Annotated in this window: 24 protein-coding genes and 1 tRNA gene; 10 read left to right on the top strand and 15 right to left on the bottom strand. The window is 70.6% G+C overall.

The window, feature by feature from the left end; translation table 11 throughout:
• Positions 1–301: 301 nt before the first annotated feature.
• Positions 302–589, top strand: a complete 288-nt coding sequence (locus G6W55_RS24280; protein ID WP_175522957.1) for a hypothetical protein — start codon at positions 302–304, stop codon at positions 587–589.
• A gap of 141 nt (positions 590–730) precedes the next feature.
• Positions 731–1,312, top strand: a complete 582-nt coding sequence (locus G6W55_RS24275) for a hypothetical protein (RefSeq protein ID WP_175522956.1) — start codon at positions 731–733, stop codon at positions 1,310–1,312.
• A gap of 18 nt (positions 1,313–1,330) precedes the next feature.
• Here the strand turns inward: G6W55_RS24275 and G6W55_RS24270 are convergent, their stop codons facing one another.
• Entirely contained in the window at positions 1,331–1,645 is a 315-nt protein-coding gene (locus G6W55_RS24270; protein WP_175522955.1) for a hypothetical protein, read from the bottom strand.
• Between the two features lie 159 nt (positions 1,646–1,804).
• Between G6W55_RS24270 and G6W55_RS24265 the strand changes: the two genes are divergently transcribed.
• Positions 1,805–3,379, top strand: a complete 1,575-nt coding sequence (locus G6W55_RS24265; RefSeq protein WP_175522954.1) for a hypothetical protein — start codon at positions 1,805–1,807, stop codon at positions 3,377–3,379.
• Between the two features lie 89 nt (positions 3,380–3,468).
• Here the strand turns inward: G6W55_RS24265 and G6W55_RS24260 are convergent, their stop codons facing one another.
• The gene (locus tag G6W55_RS24260; RefSeq protein ID WP_175522953.1) at positions 3,469–3,960 is read right to left on the bottom strand and encodes a MarR family winged helix-turn-helix transcriptional regulator; all 492 of its coding nucleotides are present in this window, start codon (positions 3,958–3,960) and stop codon (positions 3,469–3,471) included.
• A gap of 120 nt (positions 3,961–4,080) precedes the next feature.
• Between G6W55_RS24260 and G6W55_RS24255 the strand changes: the two genes are divergently transcribed.
• The 6 genes from G6W55_RS24255 (at position 4,081) to G6W55_RS24230 (ending at position 11,539) form a co-directional block, all read left to right on the top strand.
• Positions 4,081–4,506 (top strand): HGxxPAAW family protein, encoded by a 426-nt coding sequence (locus G6W55_RS24255; protein WP_175522952.1) that lies wholly within the window; start codon positions 4,081–4,083, stop codon positions 4,504–4,506.
• Complete coding sequence (locus G6W55_RS24250; RefSeq protein ID WP_175522951.1) at positions 4,427–5,308, top strand: DUF2797 domain-containing protein; 882 nt, start codon at positions 4,427–4,429, stop codon at positions 5,306–5,308. Before G6W55_RS24255 ends, G6W55_RS24250 begins: the two co-directional genes overlap by 80 nt.
• A gap of 165 nt (positions 5,309–5,473) precedes the next feature.
• Entirely contained in the window at positions 5,474–6,214 is a 741-nt protein-coding gene (locus G6W55_RS24245) for a response regulator transcription factor (RefSeq protein WP_175522950.1), read from the top strand.
• Positions 6,211–7,881 carry a HAMP domain-containing sensor histidine kinase gene (locus G6W55_RS24240; protein ID WP_175522949.1) on the top strand — a complete coding sequence of 557 codons (1,671 nt, stop codon included), beginning with the start codon at positions 6,211–6,213 and terminating at the stop codon, positions 7,879–7,881. The genes G6W55_RS24245 and G6W55_RS24240 overlap by 4 nt, the downstream gene beginning before the upstream one ends.
• Before the next feature lie 14 nt (positions 7,882–7,895).
• Positions 7,896–9,365: a bifunctional glycosyltransferase family 2/GtrA family protein gene (locus tag G6W55_RS24235; RefSeq protein WP_175522948.1), complete on the top strand. Its 1,470-nt coding sequence runs from the start codon at positions 7,896–7,898 to the stop codon at positions 9,363–9,365.
• Entirely contained in the window at positions 9,362–11,539 is a 2,178-nt protein-coding gene (locus G6W55_RS24230; RefSeq protein ID WP_175522947.1) for a glycosyltransferase family 39 protein, read from the top strand. Before G6W55_RS24235 ends, G6W55_RS24230 begins: the two co-directional genes overlap by 4 nt.
• 53 nt (positions 11,540–11,592) lie before the next feature.
• Here G6W55_RS24230 and G6W55_RS24225 read toward each other — a convergent pair whose 3' ends face one another.
• From G6W55_RS24225 to G6W55_RS24215, 3 genes are all read right to left on the bottom strand, one after another.
• Entirely contained in the window at positions 11,593–12,060 is a 468-nt protein-coding gene (locus G6W55_RS24225) for a PPOX class F420-dependent oxidoreductase (protein ID WP_175522946.1), read from the bottom strand.
• 118 nt (positions 12,061–12,178) lie between these two features.
• The gene (locus G6W55_RS24220) at positions 12,179–14,620 is read right to left on the bottom strand and encodes an MFS transporter (RefSeq protein WP_175522945.1); all 2,442 of its coding nucleotides are present in this window, start codon (positions 14,618–14,620) and stop codon (positions 12,179–12,181) included.
• A gap of 13 nt (positions 14,621–14,633) precedes the next feature.
• Positions 14,634–15,143 carry a MarR family winged helix-turn-helix transcriptional regulator gene (locus G6W55_RS24215; protein WP_175522944.1) on the bottom strand — a complete coding sequence of 170 codons (510 nt, stop codon included), beginning with the start codon at positions 15,141–15,143 and terminating at the stop codon, positions 14,634–14,636.
• A 167-nt stretch (positions 15,144–15,310) separates the two neighbouring features.
• On the opposite strand from G6W55_RS24215, the gene G6W55_RS24210 reads away from it, so the two are divergent.
• Entirely contained in the window at positions 15,311–15,508 is a 198-nt protein-coding gene (locus G6W55_RS24210; protein WP_085211443.1) for a hypothetical protein, read from the top strand.
• Between the two features lie 30 nt (positions 15,509–15,538).
• Here G6W55_RS24210 and G6W55_RS24205 read toward each other — a convergent pair whose 3' ends face one another.
• The 10 genes from G6W55_RS24205 to G6W55_RS24160 form a co-directional block, all read right to left on the bottom strand.
• The gene (locus G6W55_RS24205) at positions 15,539–16,288 is read right to left on the bottom strand and encodes a hypothetical protein (protein WP_175522943.1); all 750 of its coding nucleotides are present in this window, start codon (positions 16,286–16,288) and stop codon (positions 15,539–15,541) included.
• Positions 16,289–16,353: 65 nt separating this feature from the next.
• Positions 16,354–17,247, bottom strand: coding sequence for an RNA polymerase sigma factor SigF (locus tag G6W55_RS24200; protein WP_030798356.1), 894 nt, complete (start codon positions 17,245–17,247; stop codon positions 16,354–16,356).
• Positions 17,248–17,662: 415 nt separating this feature from the next.
• A complete protein-coding gene (locus G6W55_RS24195) occupies positions 17,663–18,592 on the bottom strand; it encodes a SigB/SigF/SigG family RNA polymerase sigma factor (RefSeq protein WP_375372468.1) in 930 nt (309 codons plus the stop codon).
• Between the two features lie 168 nt (positions 18,593–18,760).
• Entirely contained in the window at positions 18,761–19,054 is a 294-nt protein-coding gene (locus tag G6W55_RS24190; RefSeq protein ID WP_175522942.1) for a Dabb family protein, read from the bottom strand.
• A 17-nt stretch (positions 19,055–19,071) separates the two neighbouring features.
• Complete coding sequence (locus tag G6W55_RS24185) at positions 19,072–19,242, bottom strand: hypothetical protein (protein WP_167797113.1); 171 nt, start codon at positions 19,240–19,242, stop codon at positions 19,072–19,074.
• A gap of 213 nt (positions 19,243–19,455) precedes the next feature.
• Complete coding sequence (locus G6W55_RS24180) at positions 19,456–19,893, bottom strand: type II toxin-antitoxin system VapC family toxin (RefSeq protein ID WP_175522941.1); 438 nt, start codon at positions 19,891–19,893, stop codon at positions 19,456–19,458.
• Positions 19,890–20,132, bottom strand: a complete 243-nt coding sequence (locus G6W55_RS24175) for a plasmid stabilization protein (RefSeq protein ID WP_078634068.1) — start codon at positions 20,130–20,132, stop codon at positions 19,890–19,892. Before G6W55_RS24175 ends, G6W55_RS24180 begins: the two co-directional genes overlap by 4 nt.
• A 903-nt stretch (positions 20,133–21,035) precedes the next feature.
• A tRNA-Ser gene (locus tag G6W55_RS24170) sits at positions 21,036–21,120 on the bottom strand.
• 45 nt (positions 21,121–21,165) lie between these two features.
• Positions 21,166–21,597 carry a tRNA adenosine(34) deaminase TadA gene (tadA, locus tag G6W55_RS24165; RefSeq protein WP_244368614.1) on the bottom strand — a complete coding sequence of 144 codons (432 nt, stop codon included), beginning with the start codon at positions 21,595–21,597 and terminating at the stop codon, positions 21,166–21,168.
• A gap of 50 nt (positions 21,598–21,647) precedes the next feature.
• Positions 21,648–22,184 carry a hypothetical protein gene (locus G6W55_RS24160; RefSeq protein WP_175523003.1) on the bottom strand — a complete coding sequence of 179 codons (537 nt, stop codon included), beginning with the start codon at positions 22,182–22,184 and terminating at the stop codon, positions 21,648–21,650.
• Positions 22,185–22,541: the final 357 nt, after the last annotated feature.

Raw genomic sequence — 22,541 nt, 5'->3', positions numbered from 1 at the left:
CAGCCGTAGCGGGGCTGGACTGCCAAGCGGGCTGACATCAGCGCCTGACATCAACAGGCACGGACACCAGCACACAGCGGCGGACGACGACGGGCGCGTCGCTGTGGATCGATGGCGCTCAACGGCTGGTCACGGGTGGCACGCCTCTGGGTGAACACGCCTACGGATCAGAAGGTTGCAGGTTCGAATCCTGCCGAGTGCACAGTGACAAGAGGCCCCGGAGAGATCCGGGGCCTCTTGCGTTTCAGGGGCGCGGCGCGGGAGGGGAACTCATGAAGATCAAGTTCCCCTGGTGAACCTGATGGGTGAGCCGACGGACTGCGCGATCTTCATGAACTCGGCCAACGGGTCCGCGGTCCTGGACGGCGAGGAAGTCGACTCGGAGACCAGCCTAGGAGAGTCGATCTCCGTACAGAGCGTCGCCCTCAACCCCGTCACCGGCACGGACGGGCGCTTCACGACCACCGGGTGCGGCCTATGGGTCCAGTTGCCCCCACTGAAACCCGGGAACCACACCCTGACGATTCGTGGCCGGGCACGGGACTTCGCGGTTGATGTGGACTACTCCCTGACCGTGGGTGCCGCGTAGGCGAACGACGCGCAGGGGAAACCGAGTTCCGGTTCCCTGGGGAGCAGGTCGTGGCCAGCCGGAGGCCGGAGCACGCTTTCGAGCTGAGGTCCCGGGAAATCCGCTGCGCGCCGGCCCCGAGGGTGTCCTACGGTTCGGCGCATGACTCCGATCAGCTCCGAGAACCCGCTGAGCTCCGAAGACGCCGAGGCGTTGATTGCCATGCTCTCTGCCCGCGTCGAGGTGAAGCGGGGCATGACCGAGCGGGAACTCGACCGTGTCGAGGAGCGCTGGGGGTTCCGCTTCGCTCCGGAGCATCGAACCCTGCTGGGGGCAGGGCTGCCTACGGGGAGCCGCAATTGGCCCGATTGGCGGGACGGCGAGCCGGAGGATCTGGCGAAGCGGTTGGCCTGGCCGGTGCACGGGGTGCTGTTCGATGTGGAGCACAGCGGTTTCTGGCATCCGGACTGGGAGCCGCGGCCGACAGTCACTCAGGATGCCCTGGAAGCAGCGCGCACGTACTTGACCAAGGTCCCGGTCATGGTGCCGATCTACTCGCACCGCTACATGTTGGCTGACCCAGACCGCACCGGTACCCCTGTGCTGTCGATGTACCAGACGGACATCATTTACTACGGCACCGATCTGGTCGACTACTTCCACCACGAGTTCGGTCGCGCTGTGCCGACACCCGAAGACCACCAGTACGCCCCAATCCCTTTCTGGTCCTACTTCCTCGACTGAACAGAGGCTGCGGGAGTGTCACCGAGTCCACACCCGCTGGAACTCTTCGGCCGGGATGGCTTCCAGCGGGTCCTCTTCCGGGTCGATCGCCTGGTCTGTCAGGAAGCCGTGCTCATCCTCCAGGTGCTCCCAGTCGTACCGGTGGAGCCGGCCGGCCGGAGTCAGTTCGGCTTGCTTGACGGCCACCAGCTCGCCGCGGTCGGGCACGGCCTCGAACCACCACAGGCCACCCTCCTCGTCGACGTGGCGGAAGTGGTGCCGCGAGGTGGCGTTCTCGTCGAGGGCTCGGAAGTACGCCACGGACTCTGCTCTGATGCGCTCCAGGTCGGCCACGGGATCATCGTGCCAGCGAGCAGGCCGAGCCCTGGAAGCAGGTCGGCCTGCCTCGTAGCCGCCGGCGGTGGCCCGTGACCTGCCGCCCCTGGCTGATCTGCCATGTCCGTGACATGGCTAGGATTGATCAGCTTCGGGGTTCGAGGGGGGAAAACGATGATGGTGCGAGGGAGATCGCTCGCCTTCGTGGGTGTGGTCGCCGCGTTGGCGCCGTTGGTTGTGGGTGGGGCTTCCGCGCAGGCCGCTTCGGGGTCGCTGGCCGTCACCACGCTGGGGCGGCACGGTGGCAAGGTCGCGACGACGGTCACGGTCGTCGCCGTTTCGTCCGGGCGGACGTACACGGTCAAGTCCGGTAAGCGGATCAGCCTGCCGGCGGGGCAGTACATCGCGATGGCCGACATCGGCGAGAACACCACGGAGGGTTTCGGCATCGACACCCTCGGCGCGAAGGTCGTCAAGGTGGCGGGCAGTACGGCGGTGACGCTCGACGCGCGCAAGGGGAAGGCCGTCAAGGTGGCCCTTGATACGCCTGCCGACGTGACCGGGCCGCCGCGGATCAGCGCGCAGGTGTGCGCCGCCACCGTCAGCGACATGCCCTCCGCCTACAGCGTGGGCGCATGGAACGACGCCGGGTCCCTCTACGTCATCCCGGACTCCTCCAAGCTGCTTCAGTTCGGGTACCTGGCGCAGTGGTCGGGTGACGACAGCTACATCGCCGTGAAGAAGACGACCGGCATCCCGGCCACGCCCGGTGGGACGTTCAAGCGGGCGAACATGGCGACCGTGCGCTTCTCGGTGCGCGGCGGTACGCAGATGGCCCGTCACAACGGCGTCTCGCTCCAGGCGCGGCCGAAGACCGACGACTGCACGAGCGGTCTGATGGCCGAGGTCCACGCCGACGACGCGCCGTACAACGCCGTCGCCCATGTGACGCCCGGGACCTGGCAGCCGCGTGACGACATCTTCGCGAGCAACGGCGACGACGTGAGCGGCGGTTTCCCGAAGGTCAGGACGTTGAAGGCGGGGCAGAGCGTCATCCAGCCGTTCGGCCGGGCCGTGTGGGGGCCGTTGCACTATCTGCCGACGGTCTGGCAGAAGTCCGTGTACTTCGTTCCGGAGGGCCTGATCGGCGACCCGGACGTCGGTGTCACCGCGACCGACCCGACGAAGGAGACGGTGGTCCTGTCCAAGGGCGGCACCACCGTCAAGAAGAAGACCCTGACCAACTGGGGCAACAGCGGCGCCGAGTTCTCCGCCCGGATCGGCTCGGCCGGCTGGTACCGCCTGACCGTGGACGCGCAGCGCCACCGTCCGGGCATCACCTTCCCCGCCGGCATGCTGTCGTCGCGCGTCACCCTCGACTGGTACTTCAAGGCCGACCCGGCCAAGTCGGCGGTCGCTCCCGTCTTCCTGACCCGTTTCCTGCCGAGTGGGCTGAACGCCCGCAACCAGGCCGCGCCCAGCAGCACCACGACTGTCAATGTCAGTGCCGCGCGCGGGGCCCAGAACCCCGACACGAAGTTCACCAAGGTGACCGCCAAGTCCGTCAAGGTCTGGTCCTCCGCCGACGGCGGCAAGACCTGGAAGGCGGCGACGGTCAAGCGCTCCGGCTCGGCCTGGCAGGCGACCGTCCGCAACCCGGCGTCCGGCGCCGTCGCCCTGCGCTCCGAGGTCAAGGACGCCGCGGGGAACCGCTCGGTGCAGACGGTGTACCGGGCGTACGCCATCGGCTGAGCCTGTTCCCGCCGTCGCGGAGGAAGGGCGGTCGCGCACCCACGTGCGCGGCCGCCCTTCGTGCGTCGGCGGGCAGGTGACGACAGGCCCTAGGGAGCGCTCGTCCCGTCCTGGACGCGGAGTTCGCGGCGGTAGGTGTGGGCCAGGGTCGTGGCGCGGGTGAACCAGTCGGTGAGGACGGCGATCTCGTCGGCGGTGTAGTCGGCGAAGAGGGTGTTCAGGCGGTCGTAGTAGGGCTGGTAGAGGGCGTGGACGCGGGTGACCGCGGTGGGTTCGGCGGCCACGCGGACGCGGCGGCGGTCGTGGGGGTCGGGGCGACGGGTGACATAGCCGGCGCGTTCGAGACGGTTGAGGATGCCGGTCACCGCGCCGGTCGTGACCTGGACCCGGGTCGCCAGTTCGCCCGCGGTCAGGAGGTGTTCGCCGGCCTGGAGGACGTAGGCGAAGCAGGTCAGGTCGGTGACGTTCAGACCGAGGCGCTGGGCCATCTCCTGCTGGCCGACCATGCTGGCCGCGATCAGGTCGTCCATCGCCGACAGCGCTTCTGCGGGAGTGGCGGCGGGGCGGGGCGGGGGTGTCATCGCGGGGACGGCTCCTGGTGAGACGGGCGGCGTGCGGCTCTTCTGTGCTGGTCCCTTGTTATCGGCTTTCTTCTTCTCTTACCTTGTAAGTAGTTTTCTAGCTTCTTAGATCGTGAGGGAATGGCCATGACGCTGTACGACGAGGGGCACACCGTCGCCGGCTGGACCGGTGTCGCCGTCGCCACCGTGGGGACCACCGTCACCGGGCTCGGCGTCTGTGCCGGGGCCGGTGTGCTCGTGGGCGGAGGGCTGGTGATCGTCGTCGTCGCCGCGCTGGTCACCTGGGGGCTGCATCTCGCCGGGTGGGGCAAGCCGCCCGGGGTGCGGCCGCGGGCCGAGTGGGGGATGCGGGTCCGGGACACGGCGGCTCGCTCCGGACATCCGGGGTGCCTGGGCTGTCGGCTCGCCGGGCGAAGAGCCGCAGGTCGGAGCGCGTTGTCAGTGGCGGCGCCTACCGTTGTGGGTGATGGCACAGGCATGGAGGAGCACCGGGCTGCGCTGGTCGGCGGGGCGGCCGGTGTTGACGTGGGCCGGGGGGCGTCGTAGCGCACTGTCCTGGGGGAGGCGCGTGGCGTTCGGGGTCGTGGAGGGGGGTGTGCGGGAGTGTGCGGGGGCTCGTGGACACGTGTGTCCGCTGCGTGCCACGGTGTCGGCGCGCAGCACCGGGGGCCGTTGCGAGGAGTGCGCGCGCCTCGACCGGGCGCACTCCGTCGCCGCGGACGGCATCGCCGACGACCCCCGGCCCTACCGCGTCTACCTGGCGTGGTTCGGGCCGGGGCTGGCCAAGGTCGGGATCACGGCCGTAGAACGCGGGTCCGCGCGGCTGCTGGAGCAGGGCGCCGTCTGCTTCACCTGGCTCGGCACCGGTCCGCTGATGGCCGCCCGCCGCAGCGAGGAACTGCTGCGCGCCGCCCTGGGCGTTCCCGACCGGATCCCCTACGGGGAGAAGCGCGCGGTGCGAGCCGCCCTGCCGGACCTCGAAGAAGGACAAAGGGCCGCCGAGATCCGTGAGTTGCATGCGAGGGCCATCGGATTGATCGGCTGGCCCGAGTCGTTGGCCCGGGAGACATTCCAAGCCGTCGATCATGTGGGGGTGTTCGGGCTCGATCACGCCCCCGCCGCCTGCGGCGAGGTGACCGAGCTGGTCGCCGGGGGAGCAGTCAGCGGGGAGTTGGTGGCCGCCGCCGGGCCCGATCTGCATCTGGCGACCGGCAATCGGGTCGTCGTCCTGGACACGCGGCTGCTGAGCGGGTGGGATCTGGTGCCGGCCACTGCTGAGGGGGAAGTGCGGGTGCCCATAAGAGAGTTCAAGACCGCCGCCGCACCCCTTCAGGACGAGCTGTTCTGAGGCCGAGCCCTGAGATCGAGACAGCGCTTACCCGGAAGAACCTCCCGGGCCCGCCAAGGCCCCCAAGGCCCCCCAGGCCCTCCCTGAGAGATCCCTGTGTACTTCTCAGGGAAATCACAGACTGGTGAAAGCGTGTTCTCAGAGCACCCCGACATCGTGTCCCCCATGACCACGACCTCGCCCCAGGGGCGCACCGAACTGCTGAGGCCGGACGGGAGCCCCGTCCGCGTGCTTGTGGTGGACGACGAGTTGTCGATCACCGAACTGCTCTCCATGGCCCTGCGCTACGAAGGATGGCAGATCAGGAGTGCCGGGGACGGCACGGGCGCCCTCCAGACCGCCCGGGAGTTCCGGCCCGACGCCGTCGTCCTCGACATGATGCTGCCCGACATGGACGGGCTGACCGTCCTCGGCCGGCTGCGGCGCGAGCTGCCGGACGTCCCGGTGCTGTTCCTGACCGCCAAGGACGCCGTCGAGGACCGTATCGCCGGTCTCACCGCCGGCGGCGACGACTACGTCACCAAGCCGTTCAGCCTCGAAGAGGTCGTGGCCCGGCTGCGGGGGCTCATCCGCCGCTCCGGTGCCGCCGACCGGCGCTCCGAGTCGATGCTGGTCGTCGGCGACCTCACCCTCGACGAGGACAGCCACGAGGTCTCGCGGGCCGGGGACAACATCCACCTCACCGCCACCGAGTTCGAGCTGCTGCGCTTCCTGATGCGCAACCCGCGGCGCGTGCTCAGCAAGGCGCAGATCCTCGACCGCGTGTGGTCCTACGACTTCGGCGGCCAGGCCAATGTCGTCGAGCTGTACATCTCCTACCTGCGGCGGAAGATCGACGCCGGCCGGGAGCCGATGATCCACACCCGGCGCGGCGCCGGATACCTGATCAAGCCCGCGGCCTCATGAGCGGGCGACGGCGACCACAACCACAACCACGACAGCGACAGCGACCGCGTCCGAACCCGCGTCCGCGGAAGACCCGGCCGGGACAGCCCCGCACCCTGCGGGCCCGGCTCGTCGTGGCGTCCGTGGTGCTGATCGCCGTCGTGTGCGCCGTGATCGGCACGGTGACGACGCTCGCGCTGCGCTCGCATCTGTACGAGCAGCTCGACGGCCGGCTCAAGGAGGTCGCCGCGCGGGTCGCGCCCCGCGACTTCGGAGGGCCGCCCGCCCAGCCCAAGACCGGCATGGGCCTGCCCGACCAGCAGCTCACGGCCCAGGAGACCGACCTCGCGGAGTTCGTCACCAAGGGCCCCCAGCCGACCGGCACGATCGCCGCCAAGGTCGTGGACGGCACCGTCACCAGCGCCGAGCGCGGTGTGACGTCCGAGGCCGAGAACAACTACGAGATGGACCACAAGGCGCTCACGACGGCCCAGACCGAGGTGCTCAACTCCGTCCCGCAGGACGGCGACGAGCACACCGTGGACCTTCCCGGCCTGGGCGGTTACCGCGTCACGTACTCCAGCAACGACGACTCGGCGTACTACGTGGCCATCCCCACCGCCGACGCCGACAACACGATCAACACCCTGATCCTCGTCGAGCTGAGCGTCACCGCCGCCGGCCTGGTCGCCGCCGGGATCGCCGGCACGGTGATCGTCGGCGTCGCCACCCGCCCGCTGCGCAAGGTCGCCGCGACCGCCACCCGGGTCTCCGAACTGCCCCTGCACACCGGCGAGGTCAACCTCAGCGAGCGCGTGCCGGAGGCGGAGTGCGATCCGCACACCGAGGTCGGCCAGGTCGGCGCCGCCCTCAACCGCATGCTGAACCACGTCCACGGCGCCCTGCACTCCCGCCAGGAGAGCGAGATGCGGGTACGCCGGTTCGTCGCGGACGCCAGCCACGAACTGCGCACCCCCCTCGCCTCCATCCGCGGATACGCCGAACTGACCCGGCGCGGCCGCGAGGAGGTCGGGCCCGACACCCGGCACGCGCTCGGCCGTATCGAGTCCGAGGCCGGCCGGATGACCCTGCTCGTCGAGGACCTGCTGCTGCTCGCCCGCCTCGACGCGGGCCGCCCGCTCCAGTTCGAGCAGACCGACCTCGTACCGCTGGTCATCGACACCGTCAGCGACGCCCGCGCCGCCGGACGCGAGCACATCTGGCGCCTCGACCTCCCCGACGAACCCGCCCTGGTGTCCGCCGACTCGGCGCGGCTCCAGCAGGTGCTCGTCAACCTGCTGGCCAACGCCCGGACGCACACCCCGCCCGGTACGACGGTCACCGCACGCGTGCGGCGGGAGGGGCCGTGGCTGTGCGTCGACGTCCAGGACGACGGTCAGGGCATCCCGCCCGACCTGCTCCCGCACGTCTTCGAACGGTTCGCCCGCGGCGACTCCTCGCGCTCCCGCGCCTCCGGCTCGACCGGCCTCGGCCTCGCCATCGTGCAGGCCGTCGCGACCGCGCACGGCGGCGCCGTGACCGTGGACAGCGTGCCCGGACGCACCGTGTTCACCGTCCATCTGCCCGCGCTCGGGCCCGCCGTGCTCCGTCCGGCGCCCGAAACGAACTGGCAACTCGACTCACAGGCCGGGCACAGGGCCACCACATGGGTGCGACAGGGCGCCTGAGCAGAGTCGTTGTCATGCGAACCGACTCTTCTCCCGGCACCCTGCCGGCGCGGGAGCACCTCCCGGCCGCCACAGCCGGTACGCCTGTCCTGGACGTAGTGATCCCCGTCTACAACGAGGAGAAGGACCTCCAGCCGTGCGTGCGCAGACTCCACGACCACCTGGCGCGTACGTTCCCGTACCCCTTCCGCATCACGATCGCGGACAACGCCTCCACGGACGCCACCCCGATGGTGGCGCGGCGGCTGGCGGACCGGATCCCGGAGGTGACGTCCTTCCGGCTGGAGCAGAAGGGCCGCGGCCGGGCGCTGCGGACCGTCTGGTCCGCCTCCGACGCCCCGGTCCTCGCGTACATGGACGTGGACCTGTCCACCGACCTCAACGCGCTGCTCCCGCTGGTGGCCCCGCTCATCTCCGGCCACTCCGACCTGGCGATCGGCTCCCGGCTCGCCCGTAGCTCCCGGGTGGTGCGCGGGCCGAAGCGGGAGTTCATCAGCCGGGCCTACAACCTCATCCTGCGCGGCTCGCTCCAGGCCCGCTTCTCCGACGCGCAGTGCGGCTTCAAGGCGATCCGGCGCGATGTGGCGCAGGTGCTGCTGCCGCTGGTGGAGGACACCGGCTGGTTCTTCGACACCGAGATGCTGGTGCTCGCCGAGCGGGCGGGACTGCGCATCCACGAGGTGCCGGTCGACTGGGTCGACGACCCGGACTCCACCGTGCACATCGTGAAGACGGCGACCGACGATCTGCGGGGCGTGTGGCGCGTGGGCCGGGCGCTGGCCACCGGTTCGCTGCCGCTGGACCGGCTGACCAGGCCGTTCGGCGACGACCCGCGCGACCGGGACCTCACGGACGTACCCGGCGGACTGGCCCGTCAGCTCGTCGGCTTCTGTGTCGTCGGCGCCCTCTCCACCCTGTTCTACCTGCTGCTCTACAGCGGCTTCCGGCTGTTCGCCGGCTCGCAGACCGCGAACGCGCTGGCGCTGCTGGTCTCGGCGGTCGCCAACACCGCCGCCAACCGGAGACTGACCTTCGGGGTGCGCGGCCGCAGCGGTGCCGTCCGGCACCAGGCGCAGGGGCTGGTCGTCTTCGGCATCGGCCTGGCGCTGACCAGCGGCTCGCTCGCCGCGCTCGACGCCGCGAACTCCGACCCCGCGCACTCCACCGAACTCGCCGTCCTGATCGCGGCCAACCTCGCGGCGACCGTCCTGCGCTTCCTGCTCTTCCGGGCCTGGGTGTTCCCGGACCGACGGGAGCCGACGACGTACGACGGCACGGCTCACAGCGGCACGGCTCACAGCGGCACGGCTTACGACGGCCCGGCCCAGGACGGCCCGGCCCACGACCACATGACCTTTGCCACGAAGGCGTACGGCGCGAACGGCACCCACGACAGCCGCGCCTTCGACGGCACCTGGAGGGACGCCACCCTGCGCCTGTCGCCGGTGCGTCCCCACGACACCGACCCGGGGGACGCCCGATGACCACCCAGCTCGACCCGACGACGAACCAGCCCCCGGAAGCGGCGCCCGCCCCGCCGGCCGCCCCGGCCCCCGCACCGGGTGAGCCGAAGCAGCCCCCGCACCGCAGACTGTGGCGCGGCCGGCCCGAGGACCCCCGCTGGGTCCGCCCGGCCTTCCTCGCCCTGCTCGCCGCCACCCTCCTGCTCTACCTGTACAACCTGAGCGCCTCCGGCTACGCCAACTCCTTCTACTCCGCGGCCGTCCAGGCCGGCAGCCAGTCCTGGAAGGCCCTCTTCTTCGGCTCGCTGGACGCGGGCAACGCGATCACCGTCGACAAGCCCCCGGCCTCGCTGTGGCCGATGGCCCTGTCGGTACGGCTGTTCGGCCTGAACTCATGGGCGATCCTCGTCCCCGAGGTGCTGATGGGCGTCGGCACGGTCGCCGTCGTCTACGCCTCCGTGCGCCGCAGGTTCAGCCCCGCGGCCGGTCTGATCGCGGGCGGCGTGCTCGCGCTCACCCCGGTCGCCGCGCTGATGTTCCGGTTCAACAACCCGGACGCGATGCTGGCCCTGCTGATGGCCGTGGCCTGCTACTTCGTCGCCCGCGCGGTGGAGGACGGCCGGACCAGGTGGCTGCTGTGGGCCGGGGTCGCGATCGGTTTCGCCTTCCTCGCCAAGACGCTCCAGGCGTTCCTGATCCTGCCGCCGCTCGCGATCGTCTACGCGGTCTGCGCGCCGGTGCCGGTCAGGAAGCGCCTCGGCCAGCTCGCGGCCGCCACCGGCGCGCTGATCGTGGCCGGCGGCTGGTGGGTCGCGATCGTCGAGCTGTGGCCCGCCTCCTCCCGCCCCTACATCGGCGGCTCCCAGAACAACTCCTTCCTGGAACTGACCTTCGGCTACAACGGTCTCGGCCGCCTCAACGGCGAGGAGACCGGCAGCGTCGGCGGGGGCGGCGGCGGTGGGAACACCGGGCAGTGGGGCGAGACCGGCTGGGACCGGATGTTCAACTCCGAGATCGGCGGCCAGATCTCCTGGCTGCTGCCGGCCGCGCTGGTCCTGCTGATCGCCGGACTGGTGGCGACCCGGAAGTACGGCCGCACCTCGGCCACCCGCGGGCTGCTGCTGGTGTGGGGCGGCTCGCTGCTGATCACCATGGTCGTCTTCAGCTACATGGCGGGCATCTTCCACCAGTACTACACCGTGGCCCTCGCCCCCTATCTGGCGGCGGTGATCGGCATGGGCGCCGGCCTGCTCTGGGAGCGGCGGTCCGAGCTGTGGGCCTCGATCGGCCTCGCGGCCTCGGTCGTCGCGGCGGCCTCCTGGTCGTACGTCCTGCTCAACCGCACCCCCGACTACCTGCCCTGGCTGAAGTGGCTGGTCCTGGTCGGCGGTCTGGTCGCCGCGCTCGGCCTGATCTTCGCGGGCCGGATCACGCGCACCCTCGCCCTCGCGGCGGCCTCGCTCGGCCTGGCGGCCGCGCTGGCCGGTCCGACGGCGTACACGATCAGCACGCTCCAGGAGGGCCACAGCGGTTCCATCGTGACGGCGGGCCCGTCGGGCGCGTCCATGATGGGCGGCGGACGTCCGGGCGGCGGCGGCCCCGGTGGCGGAGGCGGCGGTGGCATGCCGGGCGGCTTCGGCGGCCAGCAGGGCCAGGGCCAGAACCAGCAGGGCGGCGGCAACGGCTTCCCGGGCGGCGGCATGCCGGGCCAGAACCAGGGCCAGGGACAAGGCCAGAATCAGGGCCAGGGCCAGCAGACCGGTCCCGGTGGACAGCTCGGTGAAGGCACCGGAGGCATGGGCGGCGGAGGCGGCGGTGGCATGGGCGGCCTGCTGAACGGCGCCGATGTCTCCACCGAGGCCAAGAAGCTGCTGACCACCGACGCCGACGACTACACCTGGGCCGCCGCCGCGATCGGCTCGCAGAACGCCGCGAGCTACCAACTCTCCACCGGCGAGCCCGTGATGGCGATCGGCGGCTTCAACGGCACCGACCCGTCACCGACGTTGGCCCAGTTCAAGGAGTACGTGGCCGAGGGCAGGATCCACTACTTCATCTCCAGCGGCACCGGAGGCGGCATGGGCGGCAGCGACGGCACGTCCTCCCAGATCAGCACCTGGGTCCAGGAGAACTTCAAGGAGGTGACGGTGGGTTCGGCCACCTTCTACGACCTGACCCAGCAGACGAGCGGCTGACGCGGGCCCACCCCGGCGCGCCTGGCACTGTTCCCCCGGGACCCTCAGGACCCTCAGTCCTGCGCCAGCCGCGCCGGGAAGCCCCCGGTCGCCACCGGCCCCCACCGCTCCGGTGTGACACGGATGATCGACTTGCCCTGCTTGACCATCGCGGCCCGGTACTCGTCCCAGTCGGGATGCTCGCCCGCGATGTTCCGGTAGTACTCCACGAGGGGCTCCACGGAGTCGGGGGAGTCGATCACCTCGGCCGTCCCGTCGATCTGGACCCACGGCCCGTCCCACTCGTCGCTCAGCACGAGGACGCTGACCCGCTCGTCACGCCTGGCGTTGCGGGTCTTGGCGCGCTCCGGGTAGGTGGAGACGACGATCCGGCCCGAGTCGTCGACCCCGCAGGTCAGCGGTGACCCCTGGGGGCCGCCGTCGCCCCGCCGGGTCAGCAGGATCGCGCGGTGCCGGGGACGGACGAAGTCCAGCAACTCGGCGAGTGTGACGGAGGTGTTGGTCGCGATGTTCGGTGCCATGGGGCCAGCGTAGGCGGGTTCCGCCCCGGGGGCTGGCGGAGACGGGCGGGCGGGTGGCGGGGCGCCCACAGCACCCCGCCACCCGCCCGTTTCCCGTCGCTCCCCGCCCGGCGAACCGCTACACCTCCGGAACCTCCGGATGGGCCAGTTCGATGTCGTGCCCGTCCGTCCCGTCCCCGGCTACGGTCAGCGCGGTGGTCACCGGCGGACAGCCGCTCGCGGTCACCGTGTACGCGCCGGCGTCCAGGTCGGCGAAGGAGTACGCCCCGTCCGGACCCGTCGTCGCCGTGCGGACCACGTCGCCCGCCGCGTCCACGAGCGTCACCCGCGCGTCGGCCAGCGGACCGTGCGGCGCCCGTACGACACCCCGGAGCCGGGCGCCCGCCTCCAGGGCGACCTCCACCCGGGTCGCGCCGGTCGCGCCGATCTCCACGGGGAGCGCGCGCGGCCGGAAGCCGGGTGCGTCGACCGCGACCGTCACGGCACCCGGCACCAGCTCCGCGAAGCCGAACTCGCCCCGCTCACCGGTGGTCCCGGTGGCCAGCACCTCGCCGCGCGCGTCGGTGACCACCACCAGGGCGTCCTTGACGGCGTCGCCGGACCCGTCGGCCAGGACGGTCCCGTCCAGCCCGCCGGTCCCGCTGAGCAGGACGTCGTGGGCGACCGGTTCGCCGTTCACCACGATCGTGGACGCGTGCGGCCGGAACCCGTCCGCGGAGGCGATCAGGACGTACGACCCCGCCCCGGGCGCGTCCAGCGTGTAGGCGCCGTCGGGCCGGGCGACCGAGCGGCCGAGCTGGCGGCCGGCCGGGGAGATCAGGGTGACGGCGGCTTCCGGGACGGGAGCGTCCTCCGCGCCACGGACATGACCGTGGACCCAGATGCCCGTACCGGCCTCGGCGGCGGGCGCGGACACCGCGGCGGTGGCCTCGACCGGGGCGTCGGCAGCGGGCTCGGCCGTCACCGGCTCCTCCGCCGCCTGGGCCATCGCGCCCGCCGTCCGCAGCGGGACCTCCTTGATGAACAGGGTGATCAGGAAGGCGAGCAGCGCCATCACGGCGGCGATCAGGAAGACGTCCGCGATGCCGTGGCCGTACGCGCTCTCCATGACCGTGCGCAGCGGCGCGGGCAGCTTGTCCATGTCCGGGATCTCGCTGGAGGCGCCGGAGCCGGAGGCGAGGGAGGCGTACTTCGGGCCGAGTCCCGCGATGCCGTCCCGGGCGTAGTCGGTGATCCGGTTCGCCATCACGGCGCCCAGCGCGGAGACGCCGATCGCACCGCCGAGGGAGCGGAAGAAGGTGACCGTGGAGCTGGCCGAGCCGAGGTCGGAGGGGTCGACCTGGTTCTGCGTGGACAGCACCAGGTTCTGCATCATCATGCCGACGCCGAGCCCGAGCAGCGCCATGAAGACGGCGGTCTTCCAGTACGGCGTGTCGTAGCGGATCGTGCCCAGCAGACCGAGGCCCGCGGTGACCAGCACACCACCGCCGACCAGCCACGCCTTCCACTTGCCCGTGCGGGTGATGAGCTGCCCGGAGACGGTGGAGGAGACGAACAGTCCGCCGATCATCGGGATGGTCAGCACGCCGGACATGGTCGGGGACTCGTCCCGGGCGAGCTGGAAGTACTGCGCGAAGAACACCGTGCCGGAGAACATCGCGACGCCCACGAACATCGAGGCGACCGAGGACAGCGTGATGGTGCGGTTGCGGAACAGCCGCAGCGGGATGATCGGCTCGGCGGCCCTCGACTCGACGAGCACGAAGACCAGCGCGAGGACGACGGACCCGGCGACCATCGTGTACGTCTGCCAGGACAGCCAGTCGTACTTGTCACCGGCGAAGGTGACCCAGACCAGCAGCAGCGAGACCGCCGCCGAGATGAAGAACGCGCCGGCCCAGTCGACCTTCACGTCCCGCTTCACGACGGGCAGGTGCAGGGTCTTCTGGAGCACGATCAGCGCGATCACCGCGAAGGGCACGCCGACGTAGAAGCACCAGCGCCAGCCCAGCCAGTCGGTGTCGGTGATGACCCCGCCGAGCAGCGGGCCGCCGACGGTGGCCACGGCGAAGGTCGCGCCGAGGTAGCCGGAGTAACGGCCGCGCTCGCGCGGGGAGATCATCGCCGCCATCACGATCTGCGCGAGGGCGGACAGTCCGCCGACGCCGATGCCCTGCACGACACGGCAGGCGATCAGCATGCCGGCGTTCTGCGACAGCCCGGCCGCCATCGAGCCCAGTACGTAGATGACGAGGGCGAGCTGGACGAGCGCCTTCTTGTTGTAGAGGTCGGCGAGCTTGCCCCACAGCGGGGTGGCCGCGGTCATCGCCAGCAGGGTGGAGGTGACAACCCAGGTGTAGGCGGACTGGCCGCCGCCGAGGTCGCCGATGATCTCCGGGAGGGCGTTCGAGACGATCGTGGACGACAGGATCGCCACGAACATCCCGAGCAGCAGCCCGGAGAGCGCCTCCATGATCTGCCGGTGGGTCATGGGGCCGTGCTCGGAGCCGCCCCCGTGCCTGGCATGGGCCCGCACACCGGCTGGTGTGGTCGTTGCCATGGGTTTCCTTCTCTTATGTGGTCGCGGGTGTACGGGTGGTCGGTTCTTCGGAAGCGACGGTCGACGGGGGTGCCGGCGGCCGGTGCGGTGTCCCGCGGCAGTCGTCGAAGCCCGCTCTGAGCCGGGCCATCAGCCGGGTGAGCTGGACGACGTCGTCGTCGGTCCAGTCGGCGAGGCGCTCGGCGAGCATGCGGGTGGTGCGCCGGGAGAGTTCGTCGAGCTGCGCGCGCCCCGAGGGGGTCAGACGCAGGATGCGGGAACGCTTGTCGGCGGGGTCGGGCGACCGCTCGATCCAGCCGCGCTCGGCGACATGGGCGACATGGCGGCTGGTGACCGACAGATCGACGGCGAGCAGCTCGGAGAGATTGCTGATGCGCATGGCGCCGTGCTGGTGGAGCAGCGTCAGCACGGCCGCGGAGCCGCCGGGGCACTCGGGCGGCATGATCCGTCCCAGCTCCCGTTTCACGGCGCCGAAGGCGCTGAACTGACGGATCAGCTCCTCGTACTGCGTCTGCCCGGCCACCACACCTCCCGTTTATCGTTGCTTAGGGCAACCATAGACCTCGTTTGGTTGCTACAGGCAAATAAAACGGGGAGAGCGCCGCAAAAAGTTGGCAAAGGCAAGTATTGCGAGGGCAATGCCCACCCCCGCTTGGGTCGGCACGGCCGTTTTCGCTAGTGTCTCGGCCCATGGCGAACAACCAGGGCCCCCAGGGCAACCACGACCCCGCAGGCAGCACCCAGATGTTCCGCGCGTTCGTCGACGAGGGCGCGCCCCAGGCCTCCCGTCAGGCCCCCGCGCCGGCCGGTCCCCGGGTCGGTCTCATCGTCGGCGTCGCCGCCGCGGTGCTGATCGTCGTCGCGGTCGCCTGGCTGGCGCTCGCGTAACACCGACGCCGGCGGCCCGGCCGCCGGCGCTCACTCCCACCGGACGGACACGTCCCGCGTCTCGACGTGCATGCCCAGCGGCACGCGCCAGGAGTCGACGCACACCGTCCACGTCCGCCGCTTCCGGGTCCCGGGGGCGATCGGCGTGGGCAGGGGCACGGTCGAGTCGACCGTGGCCCAGTCGATCCCGAGCGCGCCGATCACATGCGTGCCGAACACGACGGTGCCCGAACGCACCGCCGTACCACCGGAGTTGTGGAAGTCGAGGGTCACGTCCTCGCACCAGCGCAGATCGGTGGCCGCCCGCACCGGGGTGCCGGTGGTCAGTGCGGCCGGGTCCGGGGTCGGTGCCGGTGCCGACGGCCGGGGCGGTACGGGGCTCTGTGCGGGCCCCGGTTCGGTCCTGGGCGGTACCGAGGGTGCCGGAGTGCCCGAGGGTGCGGCAGGAGCCGTCGTAGGGCCGGGAACGGCGGGTGCGGCCGAGGAGCCGGCCGGTCGCGGACTGCCCTCTCCGGTGGGGGAGTTGGACGGCGGGCCGTCCAGCGGGATGAACCGCACCCCTCCCGTCGGGGCCGCGTCCATGCCGGTCGTGGCGCCGCCCCCGGCCGGGCCGACCGCCGCGAAACCGCCGCCCGGGCCGCCGTCTCCCCCGCAGCCGCCCAGCACGACCCCCGCACACACGACGGCGGCCGCCGACGCGCCCCACAGGGCGCCTCGACGGCCACGGGGCCGTGTCCGGTCCGCTCGTTCCGAAGGCTGGTGCTCCGAGGGCTTCGGCATCGCGTCAGTGTCACTGACGGACCGTCAAGAAGGAAGTCCCGGTGCCCCGCCGGCCGGATCGGCGGTCAGTCGGCGATGAGTCCGTCCCGGAGCTGGGCCAGGGTCCGGGTGAGCAGCCGGGAGACGTGCATCTGGGAGATGCCGACCTCCTCGCCGATCTGCGACTGGGTCATGTTGGCGAAGAAGCGCAGCATGATGATGCGGCGCTCACGGGGCGGCAGCTTGGCCAGCAGCGGCTTCAGCGACTCGCGGTACTCCACGCCCTCCAGCGCGGTGTCCTCGTAGCCGAGGCGGTCGGCCAGGGAGCCCTCGCCGCCGTCGTCCTCGGGGGCCGGGGAGTCCAGCGAGGAGGCCGTGTACGCGTTGCCGACGGCGAGGCCGTCGACCACGTCCTCCTCGGACACGCCCAGGACCGCGGCCAGTTCGGCCACCGTCGGGGAGCGGTCCAGCTTCTGGGACAGCTCGTCGCTGGCCTTGGTGAGGGCGAGCCGCAGCTCCTGGAGGCGGCGCGGGACGCGGACCGACCAGGAGGTGTCGCGGAAGAACCGCTTGATCTCGCCCACGACCGTCGGCATCGCGAACGTCGGGAACTCCACGCCGCGTTCGCAGTCGAAGCGGTCGATCGCCTTGATCAGGCCGATGGTGCCGACCTGGACGATGTCCTCCATCGGCTCGTTGCGCGAGCGGAAGCGGGCCGCCGCGTAGCGCACGAGGGGGAGGTTCAGTTCGATGAGGGTGTCTCGGACATAGACCCGCTCGGGGCTGTCCTCGTCGAGGGCGGCCAGTCGCAGGAACAGGGAGCGGGACAGGGTGCGGGTGTCGATGGCCCCCGTGGCCGGGAGAGCCGGAGCCGGCGCGGCCTCGAGGGCCGTGACGTCGTCGAGCACGTCGGGCTCGGCGGGCGCGGACTCGCTCTTCGTGAGCGTGAGCACCTTCGAGCTGCCCTGGTCTGCGGACATGCCACCCCCTTTGGGTCGCGGGACGGTCGCGGCGAACGGTCCCGTCGAGGAGAACGTCAGCCTTCACCTGAATACCGGAGCCGAAGCTCTGGCAAACGCGCTTCCGGAAGAATGTCACATGTCGGCAACACGCTGTAGTGACATGTCGACATCACCGTGACGAATCAGCCCTGGAAAGAGGGGGTGTGACGGTTTTTCAGCGCAGTTGTGTCGGGAAGTGACGGGTTGTGTGATTCGCTCTCGACGGTGATCTCTCGCTCGTGCTTGCGATCCACCATCGGGTGACGTGACCAGAGCCGTGCGCCCTGTGCGTGCGCCCCACCTGTGCGCCGGTGCATCGGCCTGTGCCTCGGGCCGACACGGTGAAATCGACGGACGGGCGGGTCGCCTCACCCCGATCCGGTCGCCCGACCGCCTACGCCTCGATGCGGTTGGCCGAGCGCAGGCGCTGGAAGCTGCGGGCGAGGAGCCGGGAGACATGCATCTGGGAGACGCCGAGCTCCGCGCTGATCTGCGACTGGGTGAGGTTGCTGTAGTAGCGGAGCAGCAGGATGCGCTGCTCGCGCTCGGGGAGTTGGACGAGGAGGTGGCGGACCAGGTCGCGGTGTTCCACGCCGTCCAGGGCCGGGTCCTCGTAGCCGAGGCGGTCCAGCAGGCCCGGCAGCCCGTCGCCCTCCTGGGCGGCCTCCAGGGACGTCGCGTGGTACGAGCGGCCGGCCTCGATGCAGGAGAGCACCTCGTCCTCGGTGATCCGCAGCCGTTCGGCGATCTCGGCGGTGGTGGGGGTGCGGCCGAAGGCCGTCGTCAGGTCCTCGGTGGCGCTGTTGACCTGCACCCACAGCTCGTGGAGGCGGCGCGGGACGTGGACCGTGCGGACGTTGTCGCGGAAGTACCGCTTGATCTCGCCGACGACGGTCGGCATCGCGAAGGTGGGGAACTGCACGCCCCGGTCCGGGTCGAAGCGGTCGATCGCGTTGATCAGGCCGATGGTGCCGACCTGGACGACGTCCTCCATGGGCTCGTTGCGGGAGCGGAAGCGGGCGGCGGCGTAGCGCACGAGCGGGAGGTTGGCCTCGATCAGCGCCCCGCGCACGCGGTGGTGCTCCGGTGTGCCCGGCTGGAGTTCCTTGAGTTCGGCGAAGAGCACCTGGGTCAGCGCCCGGGTGTCGGCCCCGCGGCGCCGCTCCGGGGCCGGGGCGGGCGCCTGGCCCGGCGTCTGGGCCGTGGCCGGAACCGTGGTCGGAACCACGGTCGGGGCCTCGGTCGGGGCCGGCGCCTGACCGGGAGCCTGGGCGGGTGCCTCTTCCTGAGGCGGCGCAGTACTGGCCGACACGGTCAACGCCACCTCTTCATCGGTCAATCATCCGTCAAAAGCGGTCATAGCATCACAAGACATGTGCACTGTGTGCAAGCACCCCATAACGCCGTGTTGAGGGACAAGTTGGGCGGTCAGGGACGCGAAAACCCCCCGCCGTCACGGCGAGGGGCTCCAGGTGTCCGGCGGCGGCGCGGGCTAGAACTCGTAGTCCGCGACCACCCAGGTGGCGAACTCCCGCCACAGCGCGACACCGGCCTGGTGGGCCGGGTGTTCGAGGTACCGCTTCAGGGCGTCGCCGTCCTCGACCGCCGAGTTGATCGCGAAGTCGTAGGCGACGGTGCGGTCGCTGACGTTCCAGCCCAGCTCCCAGAAGCGCAGCTCCCCGATGGTGTCACCGAGGGCACGGAAGGCCGCTTCGCCCTCCACGACCCGGGGATCGTCGCGTTCGACGCCCTCGTTCAGCTTGAAGAGGACCAGGTGGCGGATCATGGGAACTCCCGTGCGTCCTACTGCGCCCCGTCGGCGAGCCAGGTGAAGAAGTCGCCGATGGCCTTGGCGGCGTCCGATATGCCCTGGAAGCCTATCTGGACGTAGTCCGCGGCCTTGGCGGGGTCCGTGATGATCACGTACAGCACGAAGACCACGAGTACGTAGACGGCGATCTTTTTGGCGTTCACCGCCACCTGGCCTCCCCTGAATGTGCCCGCTCGGGCCCCCTGTTGCCGGGCGTGAGTGTAACTGTCGGATCATCGGAAAACGATGAAGAACGCGCGCACACGACGAAGGGCCCGATCCAGTGGACCGGGCCCTTCGTATGAAGCATTGGTGTGCTTCGTGCAGGCCGCGTCGGCCCGACTGCCGGAGAGCCGTGCCCCGGGGCCCTGGCACTGTCAGTCGTGGCTGGCTGGTGCGTCGTCCCAGGGATTCACGAGTGTGATGCCGGTGCCCTCGAAATCCTTGATGTTCCTGGTCGCCAGTGTCGCTTTGTGCCGGGCGCAGATCGCAGCGATCTGTGCGTCAGCGGCGGCGATGGGCCGGCCGAGGCTCTCCCGGACCAGCACGATGTCGGCGTATCGAGTGGCCGCAGCCGCATCGAACACCTCGATACGCCCGCCGAGATCCTCGAACAACATCGCATCGATGCCGTCGGCAAGCTCCGACTTGCGCTTGCCGTCCGGCAGCCGACGCACCCCGTACCACAGCTCTGCAGCCGTCACCGCAGTCGTCACGACCTCATCGGGTGCGAGGCTGTCGAGCCACTCGACGACCCGCTGCTCCGGAGCGGGCTTCACCAGCTCCGACAGGATATTGGTGTCAAGGATGATCATTCGAAGACCGCCGAGCGTGGCGCATCCTGCCGAGCGGGCAGCTCCAACTCCGCTCCGCCGAGCCCGGCGAATCGCTCGCGGATGCGAGTTCCCAACGGACGGGAGGAACTGTCAGGCGCGAGCTGCTCGCTGAGAATCGCACGAACCTCGGCCTCCATCGACCGTCCGTGCCGCGCTGCCTGCACGCGCAGCCGCGCGTGGATCGCGTCGTCGAGTCCTCGGATTGTCAGAGTTGCCACGGCGCCTCCCTCGTCACGCTATCAATGCTATCAGTGCTGTCGGATGGAGTGAGGAGTACATCAACCGTCCGCCGGCTGGGTGGCAGCGCGCCCCTCCTGGCGGTGCCAGCGGGATTGACCCCTTGGTGGCTCCCTGATCGGCCGCGCAGGGCACGGCATCCGAAGGCCGAACTGCGTCCCAGATCCAAGTCGCCGTCACGTCTTCCCGCAGGCCGGCAGCGTGCTGCCGGATCCTCTGCCTATGGCGCAGCCTCGGGTCGGCGCACCGTGATCGGTGGTGGATTCGGGCAGATGACGTATCGGAAAGCTTTGATCATCATCCTCGCCGTGGTTGTCGTGTGCTCTGTCATCGCTGCCTTCTCGAAGGAAGACGAGCCTCTCAACGACAGGCAGCGTTGCGAGCAGAATTCGCCCAAGAATGAAATGCTGTGATCAGCTTCGATGACTGCAAGGGTCTGTTCCCGAATCAGCCAGGCATGAGCGGGCGGGACTAGGCCGTTTGTGCTGCGCGGTCGTGGTTGCCGGACTCGGGAGCACTTACCCACACAATCTTGACCCGTTCACTGGAGCGTGACCGGCCGGCTGACGAACACATGGGACCCCTGGTTGCCCTCACTGACGCGACCGGCCGCCGCCACCGGCCCGACCGGGTCACGGCCGGCGGCCGCCTCCAAGGCCAACGACGAAGGCAGCCGCGGCGGTGAGCTGCGGACCGGCCTGCGCGACAATGTCATGGTGGCATCGACCGACCGCACCATCGCGATCTGGACCCGCTCAATGCCCTGGGCGATGGCCCGTGGGCCGGCCGGGGCGTCAAGCCGCTCGACAACTGACGGCAGACCGGAAGTGAGCCGGAGACGCGCGAAGGGTCCGGCTCATCGAACCGGACCCTTCGTCCAACAGCGGTAGCGGAGGGATTTGAACCCTCGGTGACTTGCGCCACACTCGCTTTCGAGGCGAGCTCCTTCGGCCGCTCGGACACGCTACCGAGGGAGACCTTACAGCACGGGGGGCCGTGCCTCGAAATCGGTTGTCAGCGGGTGCGGAAGAACTCGGTGAGCAGGTCGGCGCACTCGTCGGGGAGCACGCCCTCGATCACTTCCGGGCGGTGGTTGAGGCGCCGGTCGCGGACGACGTCCCAGAGGGAGCCGGCCGCGCCCGCCTTCTCGTCCCGGGCGCCGTAGACGACGCGGTCCACCCGGGACTGGACGAGCGCGCCCGCGCACATCGTGCACGGTTCGAGCGTCACGACGAGTGTGCAGCCGGTCAGCCGCCACTCGCCGAGCCGTGCGGCGGCCCGCCGGATCGCGAGCACCTCCGCATGGGCCGTCGGATCGCCGCCGGCCTCGCGTTCGTTGTGGCCGGCCGCGAGGACGGTGGTGCCGTCCGCGGCCAGCACGACGGCGCCGACCGGGACGTCCCCGCCGAGGACGGCCAGCCGGGCCTCGTCCAGGGCGAGCCGCATCGCGGCCCGCCAGGGGTCGCGCACCGGGTCCGGCGGCGCGGGTGCAGCGGTCAGCGGACGGTCTCCAGGACCTCGGAGGCGCCCAGGGCCTCGGCGATCTCACTGAGGGCGTCGCTGGACAGCGCTCTCAGCTCCTTCTCGCCGAAGCCGAGGTCGTCGAGGATGCGGGGGTCGCCGACCGGGCCGTGCGGCACCGCGTCCGCCGAGGCGGCGGCGCCTTCGGCTCCGTCGTCCCCGGCGTCCTCCTCCTCACCGTCCTCGGTGCCGTCGAGGTCGAGGGCGTCCAGGTCGTCGTCACCCGGGTCCCTTCCGAGCAGTTCGTCGGTGAGCAGCAGCTCGCCGTACGAGCTGCGATTGGCGGCAGCGGCGTCGGAGACGTAGACGCGCGGGTCCTCCTCACCGTCCACACGGACGATGCCGAACCACGAGTCCTCCTGTTCGATGAAGACGAGGACCGTGTCGTCGTCTTCGCCGGAGGACTCCCGGGCCAGGTCGGCGAGATCCGACAGGGTTTCCACATCGTCGAGCTCTGTGTCGCTCGCTTCCCACCCGTCTTCGGTGCGCGCGAGCAGTGCGGCGAAGTACACCGTGACTCTCCCACTGGTCATAGGCGTGCCGGTTGGGGGTCCCCCCGGCGGAGGTCGCGGGCGGGGAGAGCTGTGCGCTCCGAGCCCCGTCCACTCGGAATCGTGGCAGAAACAAGGCGATCAGGGGACGTCTTCGGCCCCCTGTGTCTGGTGGTTTTGATCGCACGTCCGTGAGCATGTCCGCAGCAACTCACCAGCGCGCTGTCGCCGCCACCTGCGGATCGTACGCGGCTTTCCCCCGCGTCCACGCATGCCCACCCCCGACCGCCACCCGCGACGGTGTCGATCTTCCCCGAACGCCCTAAGACGACGTTTCCTTTGGCGAGGAGAGTCGTTGTGTTGGTATGACGAGTCTTG

It is taken from the genome of Streptomyces sp. CAI-85 (genome assembly GCF_013363615.1).
Lineage (GTDB): Bacteria > Actinomycetota > Actinomycetes > Streptomycetales > Streptomycetaceae > Streptomyces > Streptomyces antibioticus_B.
Note: the sequence above shows the minus strand (reverse complement) of the source record. Positions and strands in the feature narration are given on the sequence as shown.